Origin of the sequence: Streptomyces xanthii (genome assembly GCF_014621695.1) — a bacterium.
GTDB classification, from domain to species: Bacteria; Actinomycetota; Actinomycetes; order Streptomycetales; family Streptomycetaceae; genus Streptomyces; species Streptomyces xanthii.
Genome location: NZ_CP061281.1, coordinates 5,153,933 through 5,165,753, shown reverse-complemented (window position 1 = coordinate 5,165,753; position 11,821 = coordinate 5,153,933). Strand labels below are relative to the sequence as shown.

General features: G+C 71.3%; 11 protein-coding genes. 8 read left to right on the top strand and 3 right to left on the bottom strand.

The window, feature by feature from the left end; genetic code table 11:
* Nucleotides 1-3: 3 nt before the first annotated feature.
* Nucleotides 4-1,059 (bottom strand): mechanosensitive ion channel family protein, encoded by a 1,056-nt coding sequence (locus IAG42_RS23335; protein ID WP_188338905.1) that lies wholly within the window; start codon nt 1,057-1,059, stop codon nt 4-6.
* 288 nt (nt 1,060-1,347) lie between these two features.
* Here IAG42_RS23335 and IAG42_RS23330 point away from each other — a divergent pair, with 288 nt between their 5' ends.
* Both IAG42_RS23330 and IAG42_RS23325 read left to right on the top strand, forming a co-directional pair.
* Nucleotides 1,348-1,884, top strand: a complete 537-nt coding sequence (locus IAG42_RS23330) for an HNH endonuclease (protein WP_188338904.1) — start codon at nt 1,348-1,350, stop codon at nt 1,882-1,884.
* Between the two features lie 163 nt (nt 1,885-2,047).
* Nucleotides 2,048-2,659: an RraA family protein gene (locus IAG42_RS23325; protein WP_188338903.1), complete on the top strand. Its 612-nt coding sequence runs from the start codon at nt 2,048-2,050 to the stop codon at nt 2,657-2,659.
* 17 nt (nt 2,660-2,676) lie between these two features.
* Here IAG42_RS23325 and IAG42_RS23320 read toward each other — a convergent pair whose 3' ends face one another.
* Nucleotides 2,677-3,471, bottom strand: a complete 795-nt coding sequence (locus tag IAG42_RS23320; protein ID WP_188338902.1) for a 2OG-Fe(II) oxygenase family protein — start codon at nt 3,469-3,471, stop codon at nt 2,677-2,679.
* Nucleotides 3,455-4,708, bottom strand: a complete 1,254-nt coding sequence (locus tag IAG42_RS23315; RefSeq protein WP_188338901.1) for a hypothetical protein — start codon at nt 4,706-4,708, stop codon at nt 3,455-3,457. The genes IAG42_RS23320 and IAG42_RS23315 overlap by 17 nt, the downstream gene beginning before the upstream one ends.
* Nucleotides 4,709-4,883: 175 nt before the next feature.
* Between IAG42_RS23315 and IAG42_RS23310 the strand changes: the two genes are divergently transcribed.
* The 6 genes from IAG42_RS23310 (at nt 4,884) to IAG42_RS23285 (ending at nt 11,587) form a co-directional block, all read left to right on the top strand.
* Nucleotides 4,884-6,050: an ROK family transcriptional regulator gene (locus tag IAG42_RS23310; protein WP_188338900.1), complete on the top strand. Its 1,167-nt coding sequence runs from the start codon at nt 4,884-4,886 to the stop codon at nt 6,048-6,050.
* A 68-nt stretch (nt 6,051-6,118) separates the two neighbouring features.
* Nucleotides 6,119-7,474: an ABC transporter substrate-binding protein gene (locus IAG42_RS23305; RefSeq protein WP_188338899.1), complete on the top strand. Its 1,356-nt coding sequence runs from the start codon at nt 6,119-6,121 to the stop codon at nt 7,472-7,474.
* Nucleotides 7,475-7,483: 9 nt separating this feature from the next.
* Nucleotides 7,484-8,419: a carbohydrate ABC transporter permease gene (locus IAG42_RS23300; protein ID WP_188338898.1), complete on the top strand. Its 936-nt coding sequence runs from the start codon at nt 7,484-7,486 to the stop codon at nt 8,417-8,419.
* Nucleotides 8,420-8,424: 5 nt separating this feature from the next.
* Nucleotides 8,425-9,342 (top strand): carbohydrate ABC transporter permease, encoded by a 918-nt coding sequence (locus IAG42_RS23295; RefSeq protein ID WP_188338897.1) that lies wholly within the window; start codon nt 8,425-8,427, stop codon nt 9,340-9,342.
* A gap of 8 nt (nt 9,343-9,350) precedes the next feature.
* On the top strand, nt 9,351-10,616 hold the full coding sequence (locus IAG42_RS23290) for a 6-phospho-beta-glucosidase (RefSeq protein WP_188338896.1): 1,266 nt from the start codon (nt 9,351-9,353) through the stop codon (nt 10,614-10,616).
* The gene (locus IAG42_RS23285) at nt 10,613-11,587 is read left to right on the top strand and encodes an N-acetylglucosamine kinase (RefSeq protein ID WP_188338895.1); all 975 of its coding nucleotides are present in this window, start codon (nt 10,613-10,615) and stop codon (nt 11,585-11,587) included. Before IAG42_RS23290 ends, IAG42_RS23285 begins: the two co-directional genes overlap by 4 nt.
* Nucleotides 11,588-11,821 lie beyond the last annotated feature (234 nt).

Sequence of the window (11,821 nt, the reverse complement as noted above, 5' to 3'; positions counted from 1 at the left end):
GGTCTACTTCGCCAGGTTCGGCTGTATCGGCGCGGTGGCCAGGGACTGCGGCGAGGTGGTCGACGCGTAGGCCGACGGGGCCGCCATGCCGGCCGACGGGTCGCCGTCCTCCGGCGCGTCCGGCTGCTCGGGGACGCGGCCGACGATGCGGATGCCGGACGCGTCGAAAGCCCGCTTCACGCGCCAGCGCAGCTCGCGCTCGACGGAGAGTGCCTTGCCCGGCATCGTCTTGGCGCTGACCCGGACGACCATCGAGTCGAGCTGCACGCTGTCCAGGCCGAGGACCTCGACCGGGCCCCACAGCATCTCGTTCCACGGCTCGGACTTGCTCATGTCCTCGCCGACCTCGGTCAGCACGGCGCGCACCTTGTCGAGGTCCTCGTCGGAGCGGACGGTGACGTCGACGCCGGCCGTGGCCCAGCCCTGGGAGAGGTTGCCGATCCGCTTGACCTCGCCGTTGCGCACGTACCAGATCTCGCCGTCGGCGCCGCGCAGCTTCGTGACGCGCAGGCCGACCTCGATGACCTCGCCGGAGGCGACGCCCGCGTCGACCGTGTCGCCGACGCCGTACTGGTCCTCGAGGATCATGAAGACGCCGGAGAGGAAGTCGGTGACGAGGTTGCGCGCGCCGAAACCGATCGCGACACCGGCGACACCGGCCGAGGCCAGCAGCGGGGCCAGATTGATCTGGAAGGTGCCGAGGATCATCAGGGCCGCGGTGCCCAGGATGAGGAACGAGGCGACGGAGCGCAGCACGCTGCCGATGGCCTGCGAGCGCTGCCGCCGGCGCTCCACGTTGACCAGCAGGCCGCCGAGCGCGGTGCCGTCCACGGCCTGCGCCGTGCGGTTCATACGGTCGATCAGCTTAGTGATGGCCCGCCGGATCGCGACGCGCAGGACGGCGGCGATCACGACGATCAGCAGGATGCGCAGTCCGATGCCCAGCCACGTGGACCAGTTCTGCTCGACCCAGCTGGCGGCCTGCCCGGCCTGCTCCTGGGCGTCCTTGAGCGTGGGCTGGGTGTCGGCGTCCGCGGCCGACAGGACGGACAAGATCACGGCGGGTACCTCCAGGCGTAGCCATCTGCCCGCCTCGGGGGGACGCGGCTCGGGGAACAGGAGCGGGCAGACCCACCACACTAACGGGGCATTGTGTGTGGATCGTTGTCATGTTCGAGGGAGAGACCGTGCTCACCTGGGGATGAACGAGTTGCGGTCGACATGTGGTCGAAAACACTCCCAGCCCGTTACGCGGACATGGTGGCGCCATGACCAGGCATGAGGGGAGACTGACTACGAGATCGTCCCGGCGCGAGCCACGCGCCGCCGGCGTACAAGGAGGCATCCGTGCCGCATGTCCTGGTCCTCAACGCGTCGTACGAGCCTCTCGGCGTCGTACCGCTCCGCCGCGCGCTCGTACTCGTCCTCGAGAACAAGGCCATCTGCCTCGAGGAGTCCGGCGCCTTCATGCACAGCGCGACACGTACCGTCCCCGCACCCAGCGTGGTCCGGCTCAAGCGGTTCGTCCGGGTCCCTTACCGGGGGCCCGTTCCTCTGACGAGGCGGGCGCTGTTCGCCCGTGACGGCGGCCGCTGCATGTACTGCGGTGGCGTCGCAACCAGCGTCGACCACGTGATCCCGCGCAGCCGCGGGGGACAGCACGCCTGGGACAACGTGGTGGCGTCGTGCCGACGCTGCAACCACACGAAAGCGGACCGGCACCTGGTGGAGATCGGCTGGCGCCTGCGCCACAAGCCGGCCCCGCCCACCGGTCTGGCCTGGCGCATCATCGGGACCGGGCATAGGGACCCGCGCTGGCTGCCGTACCTGCAGCCGTTCGGCGCGGACGAGGCCCTGGCCCGGATCGAAGGCATCTCCGCCTGACCGTCGATCCGGGCTTCTGCGTTCTCGGGGGCCTCGCCTCCCGGAGGCCTCGAAGGGCCGCGCACCCTCGGGTGCGCGGCCCTTCGCCGTGCCGGTACGGTCCCCTTCCGTCCCCGTCCCCCGTCCTGTCCCTGCCGTCCCGTCACCTGTCTGGAGCGCCGCGATGACCTTCACCGAGACCCCTACGACCACGCTGGCCGACCTGCTCGGCCGTGACCGGGTGCTGGACCTCGGCATCAGGGCGCTGTGGGGTCCGGGCCCGCGCCTGGCCGGTCCCGCGTTCACCGTGCGCTGCCCGCCCGGCGACAACCTGATGCTGCACGCCGCGATCCACCGCGCCGCCCCCGGCTCGGTGATCGTCGTCGAGTCCGGGGATCTGGAGTACGCCCTGGCCGGGGGGAACGTGTGCGCGGTCGCCCGGCGGCGTGGCGTCGCCGGGTTCGTCCTGGACGGCGTGATCCGCGACATCGCCGAGATCCGCGAGGCGGGCTTCCCCGTGTACGCGCGCGGCGTCGTGCCGATCCCTGGCACGAAGAAGGCCGTGACGCCGCTGAACGAGCCGGTGCGCTGCGGGGGCGTGACGGTCGCCGCGGGCGACGTCGTGGTCGCCGACGAGGACGGCGTCGTCGCCGTGCCGGGCGAGCGCGCGGACGAGATCCTCGTCGCCGCCCGCGCGAAGCTGGAGAAGGAGGCGGGGCAGTCGCTGGACGACTGGGAGGCCGACCACCGCGCCCGCATCGATAAGATCCTCGCCGCGGGCGGATTCACCGGCTGACCGGGGCGGCCCCGGCGTCAGACGGGCGGCAGCAGGTCGCTGTCGCTGAGCGTGTACGTCAGCTCGGGGTACACGAAGTCCGTCTCCCTGTTCTCGCGGCGGCGCAGCGCGTAGAACTCCTGGCGCTGCTCGTCGTCGGCCCGGGTGAGGCGCTCGCCCCGCGGGAGGTGCGGGTGGCCGTCGCGGAAGCGGACGAGGGTCTTCGAGGTCCGGAACGTCACGCCGAGCCATCGGTTCTCCGCAGCCCCGGCGGGCGCGTCCAGGACGATGCGGTGCCGCAGGCGGCGGTTCGTGTCGACGGAGAACACGAGGACGGTGTTGTGGGCGAGCGGGATCTCGTACGGCGTCTCGTGCGCCGGGGAGCTCTCCCCGCCCGCCGGCTCCTTCGGCTCGACGATCAGCTTTCTCGGCGGGCCCGCCTCCGGACGCTCGTAGCAGGAGTAGACGGCGATGAACGATCCCTCGGCCAGGTCGAGCGCCTGGTCGGAGTGCGCGCCCATCTTGGTGTAGGCGTTCGTGTAGCTCTCGATGAGGGCGTTGTCGAAGGCGGCCGGGAGCGCGGCGGTCTCCCGGATGCGGCGCGCGAGCCGCTCGTGGACCGGCCGGAAGCGCTGGGACGGGCGGTCGTAGCGCGTGGTGGTGCGCACGAGCGGGACCCCGCCCGTCTCGTCGGGCCGGGTCAGGACGGCGCCCAGGCGGCCCTTGCCGACGTCTTCCCAGCCGACCGAGGAGAACAGCTCCGCGAAGGGGTTCTCCTCGGCCGGCAGGGCGTACGAGCGGACCGCTTCCGCGGGGTCAGGGGCGGGGGGCAAGGTAGTCCCCCGTGTTCATGCTGAAGAGGAACGCGTCGCCGTACTCGATGAACTCCGTGGTCCGGTTCTCCGCCGCGTACCGCCGGCGCAGCTCGTCCATGCCCGCCTCGGTGGGCCGCTCCAGCTCGACCAGGTCGCCGTCGGTCTTCCTGAGGTACGTCCGGCCGTCCCGGTGCACGGCCTCCGTGGCCGAACAGCGCACGACGTATCCGAGCCGCGTCGGGAGCCGGTCGGCGTCCAGCGTCGACGGCCGGATCTCGTGCGTGTACAGGCGGTTGGTGGACAGCGGCATGAAGAAGACGGAGCCGGGATGGAGGGTGAGCGTGAACTGGGACGGGAGCGCCGCCTCGTCGCGCTCGGCCGCCGGGTCCTTGAGGCGGAAGTGGAGCCGGGTCAGCCCGCTGGCGCGCTTCACCCCGTGGTCGTACGGGTCGTCGGCCATGGGCCCCAGCTTGTCGAGACCCTCGTAGAAGGTGCAGAAGGCCATGATGCCGTTGACCGGCATGTCCTTCGTCTTGTCGGCGTGGGAGGAGATCCTGGCCTTGGACTGCTTGCGCTCGGGCGTGGCGGCGGTGTTGTGGTAGGTCTGCGCGAGGACGTGGTTCAGCGGCGCGTGGCCTCGGAAGACGTCCTCGGCCTCGCGGTTCAGCGCGTCGACGATCTCGGTGTCGGCGGGGCCGAAGCCCTCGGTCGGCCCCGAGAGGTTCGTGGAGCACCGGAGCAGGCGGAAGTGGAGCGCGCCGTCGCCGTCGCGCGTGACGGGCGTCAGGTAGATCCCGCTGCGGTGGGCGGTTCCCGCCTTGTTCGACTCCGTGAGGGACTGGAACGTGTGCTCGGCGCGGATCCGTCCGAAGTGACCGGCGTCGGGTGCGAAGTAGCGCCGGTAGTAGACGCCGGCGCCGTGCACGCGGACGGGGATCCGGCCCGGGTCGACAACGGACCAGGAGACGTCCTCGACGGCACCCCGCGACAGCTCCCGGACGACGAACACCCGGGCGGCCGCGCGCAGCCGGGAGGCGCTGATCGCGGCGAGGTCGCCGCACAGGTACACGGTCCTCCCGGCGAGGTCGGGCGCGTCCGACGCGAGCTCCTCCGGAGTGATCACGGTGCCGAAGAAGTCCCTGACCGTGTCGTGGCCGTGCAGGTCCGCCGGAGCGACCAGGAAGGTGGCCCCGTCCTCGACGCGGGCCTCGTCGCGGGCTTCAATACGGGCTTCCGTCAGCTCAGTTGTGTCCATCAGACCTGGATGCTCGCACGCGCTCCGAACCCCGGGCAACGCGTTTCGCCGCTCCTGCCCGGGTAACGAGTTGGTTGCCCCGCGCCCGCCCCCTATTGACGCCCCCTTCACCCGCGCCATACCTTGCCCGCATCCAATAGGAAACTTTCCTAACAGTGCGCCGAGGAGGCAGGACATGGCCGGGACCCCCGGGACGCCGAGCGTGCTGCGCGTCATGAACGACCGCGCCGCGCTCGACCTGCTCATCGCCCACGGCCCCCTCACCCGCACCCGCATCGGCGAGCTGACGGGCCTGTCCAAGCCGACGACCTCGCAGATCCTCGGCCGGCTCGAAGCCGCCGGGCTCGTGCGGACCACCGGCAGCCAGACCGGCCGTCCCGGACCCAACGCGACGCTGTACGAGATCGAACCCGCCGCCGCGCACGTCGCCGCGCTGTCCGCCGACCCCACCGGCCTCACCGCCGTCGTCGCCGACATCACCGGCACCGAGCGCGGCCGCTGCCGGGTCGAGGCGCACGCGCTCGCCGACGACGTCCCGCACCGCACCGCCCGTCTCGTCGCCGAGGCCGTCGACGGGGCGCTCGGGCAGGCCGGGCTCGGGCACGACGACCTCACCGCGACCGTCATCGGCACCCCGGGCGCCATCGACCCCCGCACCGGCGAACTCCGCTACGCCCCGCACCTGCCCGGCTGGCACTCCCGCACCCTGCACGCCGAACTCGCCGAGGTCCTCGGCACGCCCGTCTCCATCGAGAACGACGTGAACCTCGCCGCCGTCGCCGAGCAGTACGAGGGCGCCGCCCAGGACCACGACGACTTCGTGCTCGCCTACGTCGACGAGGGCGTCGGCGCCGCCATCGTGCTCGGCGGCACCCTCCTGCGCGGGGCGACCGGCGGCGCCGGCGAGATCGGCTACATGCCGCTGCCCGGCGCCCCGCTCGCCCGCGGCGGCACCGGCGCCTACGCGCGCGAGGACGCGGGCGGCGGCTTCCAGAGCCTCGTCGCCTCCCCCGCCGTGCGGCAACTGGCGGGCGGGATCGACGACTTGAGCGCCGCGTTCGCCGTCGAGGGCGTCCTCGACGAGGTCGCCCGGCGGCTGGCCACCGGCCTCGCCGCGATCGTCGCCGTCGTCGACCCCGAACTCGTCGTGCTGTCCGGGCAGGTCGCCCAGGCCGGCGGCGACGCCCTGCGCGCCCGCGTCGAGGAGGAGCTCACCGGGCTCGCCCTCCCCCGCCCGCTGCTCCGCGTCAGCGAGCTGGACGACGACCCCATCCTCACGGGCGCGCTGCGCTCCGCCCTCACCCAGGCCCGCGCCACCGTCTTCGACACCAGCACCGCCTGATCCCCGCACCTCACCCCACCTCACCCCTCCTTCCTCCCCGACCTCCGCTCACGTAAAGGACGTTCGCCATGCCGACGCGATGGCGCATACCCCTGCGCGCCCCCGCCGCGCTCGCCCCGGTCGCGCTCGCCGCGGCCGGGCTGCTGCTCGCCGGCTGCGCCAACCCGAGCACCGGCAGCGCCGACGACGACCCGACGAAGCCCGTCACGCTGAAGTTCTGGCACGGCTGGTCGGCGCCCGGCGAGGTCAAGGCGATCGACGACTCGATCGCCCGCTTCGAGAAGCTGCACCCGAACATCCACGTCGAGTCCACGGGCAACGTCACCGACGCCACCACGAACCAGGCGCTGCGCGCCGGCGGCGCCGAGGCCCCTGACGTCGTGTCCTCGTTCACCACGAACAACGTCGGCCAGTACTGCGACTCCGGGATGTGGGTGAACCTCGACCCGTTCATGAAGAAGACCGGGCTCGACAAGGCGAAGACCTTCCCCAAGTCGCTGCTCGACTACACGAGTTACGAAGGCGATCAGTGCGCGCTGCCGCTGCTCGCCGACGCCTTCGGCATGTACTACAACAAGGACGCCTTCAAGGAGGCCGGCATCGCCCGGCCGCCGAGGACCATGTCCGAGTTCGTCGCCGACGCGAAGAAGCTCACGAAGAAGTCGGGACACAGCTACGAGCGGGTCGGGTTCATGCCGAACTTCCGGCTCTACCAGAACAGCCCGGACCGTCTCTTCGCCCAGTGGGGTCCCACCTACTTCGACCAGGACGGGAAATCCCGGCTCGCGAAGGATCCGGCGTCGTACGACTTCCTGAGGACGACCAGGAAGCTCATGGACGCGCAGGGCGGATACAGCGCCCTCGAACGGTTCCGGACCACCTTCGGCGACGAGATGTCCAACCAGAACGCGTTCCTGACCGGCAAGCTCGCCATGCACCTCGACGGTGAGTGGCGGGGCCTGATGCTCGACGACGCCAAGGCGAAGTTCGACTGGGGCGTGGCGCCGCTGCCGGTGCCGGACGACCAGGCCGAGACGTACGGGCGCGGCTATCTGACCGGCACCGTCGTCGGCATCGCGCACAGCAGCCGGCACCAGAACGCGGCCTGGGAACTGGTCCGCTTCCTGACCGCCGACACCGAACAGGTCGTCGACTTCGCGAACGCCATCCACAACGTGCCGTCCACGTTCGCGGCCCTCAGGTCGCCGAAGCTGGACGTCGATCCGAGCTTCCGCGCGTTCCTCGACATCGCGAAGAACAAGTACAGCCAGGTGATGCCCCAGTCGACGAACGGCGGCATGTACATCGTCCAGCTCCAGGACTTCTCGTACACCGAGGAGGCGGGCGAGGTGCCCGATCTCAGGGCCGGGCTGAAACGCCTCGACCAGCTCATCGACGCCGACACCCTGCAGTCGCAGAACTGAGGAGCGCGCATGGCACTCACCCTCTCCCGGCCCGCGCGCCGCAGACTGCGCACGCTGGGCTTCCTGTCCCCCTGGCTGATCGGGTTCAGCGTCTTCTTCGCGTACCCGCTGCTCGCCACCGTCTACTTCTCGTTCATGCACTACAACCAGATCAAGGAGCCCGCGTTCGTCGGGCTGCGGAACTGGAAGTACGTGTTCCAGGACATGCCGCTGTTCGGCCCGGCGCTGTGGAACACGCTGTGGCTGGTCGTGGTCATGGTGGCGCTGCGGGTGGTCTTCGGGCTCTCGCTCGGACTGCTCGTCACGAAGATCAAGAGCGGGGTCGGCCTCTTCCGCACCGCGTTCTACCTGCCGTACCTGGCCCCGCCGGTCGCGGCCACGGTCGCCTTCGTGTTCCTTCTGAACCCGGGCACGGGCCCGGTCAACGAGATCCTCTCCAAGGTCGGCATCGACGGCCCTAACTGGTTCAACGACCCCACCTGGGCCAAGCAGTCCCTCGTCCTGCTGTCCCTGTGGGGCATCGGCGACCTCATGGTCATCTTCATGGCGGCGCTGCTCGACGTGCCGACCGAGCAGTACGAGGCGGCCGAACTCGACGGGGCCGGCGCCTGGGCCAAGTTCCGGTACGTGACCTGGCCGTCGATCACCCCGATCGTGATGTTCGCCGTGGTCACCGGGGTCGTGCAGACCATGCAGTACTACACGCAGGCGCTGGTCGCCGGAAAACTCGCCTCGGGCGTCTCCATCGGCCCCGGCTCGGTCATCCAGCCCGGCTACCCCGACCACTCGACCCTCACGGTCCCCCAGCTCGTCTACTCGATGGGCTTCCAGAACTTCAACACCGGGGCGGCGTGCGTCCTCTCGCTCGTCCTGTTCGCCATCGCCATGGCCGTCACCATGCTGCTGATGCGCAAGCGCTCCGGCCTGCTCGCGGCGGAGGACTGATCCCGATGACCACGACCCACACGAATCCGGCGCTCACCGCCCCCCGCACGACACCCCGCACCGCCCCCGCCCGGGGCCCGGCCGCCTCCCGCGCCCGGCGCAAGCGCGTCCTGCACTGGATCGCCGTGCACAGCATCGCGATCGCCGTCGCCCTCCTCTTCGTCCTGCCGTTCGTCTTCGTGTTCCTCACCTCGGTGATGAGCGACGACCAGGCCATGAGCGGCGACCTGTGGCCGGACTCCTGGCACTGGGAGAACTACCGGACCGTCTTCCGGACGGAGGGCTTCCTCGACTGGTGGAAGAACTCGCTGCTCTACGCGGGCCTCGGCACCCTCTTCACGGTCTGCTCGGCGATCCCGGCCGCCTACGCGCTCGCCAAGTTCCGCTTCCGCGGCCGCCGCACGGCGATGATCCTCGTCATCTCGACGATGATGCTGCCGCCGCAGGTCGTCGTGATCCCGATGTACCTGGTGTGGGCGCAGCAGTTCCACCTCTCCGGGACACTGTGGCCGCTGATCATCCCGATGGCGTTCGGCGACGCGTACTCGATCTTCCTGCTCCGTCAGTTCCTGCTGACGATCCCGAAGGAGTACATCGAGTCGGCGAAGGTCGACGGCTGCGGCGAACTGCGCACGCTGCTGCGGATCGTGGTGCCGATGGCGAAGCCGGGCATCGCGGCGATCGCCCTCTTCCAGTTCTTCTACTGCTGGAACGACTACTTCGGGCCGCAGATCTACGCGGCCCAGAACCCCGCCTCGTGGACGCTCAGCTACGGCCTGGAGTCGTTCAAGTCCGCCCACATGGTCAATTGGAACCTGACGATGGCCGCGACGCTGCTCGTGATGGCGCCGGTCTGCCTCGTCTTCTTCTTCGCACAGAAGGCCTTCGTCGAAGGCGTCACCCTCACCGGAGTAAAGGGCTGAGAACCGATATGAAGCTCGCTGTGGTCGGCGGAGGGTCGACCTACACCCCCGAACTCATCGACGGATTCGCGCGGCTGAGGGACACGCTGCCCATCGAGGAGCTCGTCCTCGTCGACCCGGCGGCCGACCGCCTGGAACTGGTCGGCGGCCTCGCGCGGCGCATCTTCGCCAAGCAGGGCCACCCCGGCGTCGTGCGCACCACGTCCGACGTGGACGCGGGCGTCGCCGGCGCGGACGCGGTGCTGCTGCAACTGCGCGTCGGCGGTCAGGCCGCGCGCAACCAGGACGAGACCTGGCCGCTGGACTGCGGCTGCGTCGGCCAGGAGACGACCGGCGCGGGCGGCCTCGCCAAGGCGCTGCGCACGGTGCCGGTCGTCCTGGACATCGCCGAACGCGTCCGGCGCGCCAACCCGGACGCCTGGATCATCGACTTCACCAACCCGGTCGGCATCGTCACCCGGGCGCTGCTCCAGGCCGGGCACAAGGCCGTCGGCCTGTGCAACGTGGCCATCGGCTTCCAGCGCAAGTTCGCGAAGCTCCTCGACGTGACGCCGGGCGAGGTGCACCTGGACCACGTGGGCCTCAACCACCTCACGTGGGAGCTCGGCGTGCGGCTCGGCGGCCCGGACGGCGAGAACGTGCTGCCGCGGCTCATCGCCGAGCACGGCGACGCGATCGCCGAGGACCTGCACATGCCGCGCACCCTCGTCGACCGGCTCGGCGTCGTCCCCTCGTACTACCTGCGCTACTACTACCAGCACGACGCCGTGGTCTCCGAGCTGCGCACCAAGCCGTCCCGCGCGGCGCAGGTCGCCGAGATGGAGCGCGAACTGCTCCAGATGTACGGGGACCCGACGCTGGACGAGAAGCCGGCGCTGCTCGCCAAGCGCGGCGGCGCGTTCTACAGCGAGGCCGCGGTCGACCTCGCCGCGTCGCTGCTCGGCGGGGGCGGCTCCCCGCACCAGGTTGTGAACACGTACAACAACGGCACCCTGCCGTTCCTGCCCGACGACGCCGTCGTCGAGGTGCAGGCCGCCGTCGGCTCCAAGGGCGCCCGGCCGCTGCCCGTCCCGGCGCTCGACCCGCTGTACGCGGGGCTGATCGCCAACGTCACCGCGTACGAGGACCTGGCCCTGGAGGCGGCCCTGCGCGGCGGCCGGGACCGGGTCTTCAGGGCGCTGCTCGCCCACCCGCTGATCGGCCAGATCGAGTACGCCGACCGGCTCACCGACCAGCTGATCGCGCACAACCGGGAGCACCTCGCGTGGGCATGAGCGTCCTTGCCATCGACGCGGGCAACAGCAAGACCGACGTCGCGGTGGTCGCGGCCGACGGCACCGTCGTCGCCGCGGCCCGCGGCGGCGGGTTCCAGCCGCCCCGGGTCGGCGTCCGCGAGGCCGTCGACGTGCTGGCGGACGTCGTCGGACGGGCCTTCGCACAGGCCGGCGTCGACACGGTCGAGCACGTCTCGGCGTGCCTGGCCAACGCGGACCTGCCCGTCGAGGAACGGGAGTTGGCGGCGGAGGTACGGCGGCGCGGCTGGTCGGCGGCGGACCGGGTCGAGGTCCACAACGACACGTTCGCGGTGCTGCGGGCCGGGCTCCTGGAGGACGCGGAGCCGCGCGGCGTCGCCGTCGTCTGCGGGGCCGGCGTCAACTGTGTCGGCATGCTGCCCGACGGGCGCACCGCCCGCTTCCCCGCCATCGGCAAGATCTCCGGGGACTGGGGCGGCGGGGGCGGCCTCGCCGAGGAGGCGCTGTGGTTCGCGGCGCGGGCCGAGGACGGGCGCGGCGAGCCGACGGCGCTGATGCGGGCGCTGCCCGCGCACTTCGGGCTCGGCTCCATGTACGCGCTCATCGAGGCGATGCATCTGGGGCGGATCCCGGTGGCGCGGCGGCACGAGTGCACGCCCGTGCTCTTCGCGGTCGCCGCCGAGGGTGACGCGGTGGCCCGGGGGCTCGTGGAGCGGATGGCCGAGGAGATCGTGGCGATGTCGGTGGTGGCGCTGCGCCGGCTCGACCTGCTGGAGGCGGAGGTTCCGGTGCTGCTCGGGGGGGCCGTCCTCGCGGCGCGGCACGCGCTGCTGGACTCCACGATCCGGGAGCTGCTGTCGTCCCGGGCCCCGAAGGCCCACCCCCGCGTCGTGACGGAACCGCCCGTGCTGGGGGCGGTGCTGCTGGGCCTCGACGCGGTGGGGGCTCCACCGGGCGGGTACACGAAGGCCCGGGGTCATTACGCCCGTTGACCGTCCGCGGGCCGGTGGGGGCTGGTCGCGCCCACGCGGCGGAGCCGCATATCGACACAGCCCCGCGCCCCTGAAATGCATGCCCTTCGGGCGCATTTCCCCGATGCATGAACGCCCCTGAGATCGCGCACGAAGTGCGCATCTCCAGGGGCGCGGGGAACTGCGCGGTCAGCCCCCACCGGCCCGCAGGCGGCGACGGACCGGTGGGGCCACGGCGCGTGGTCGGACGGAACC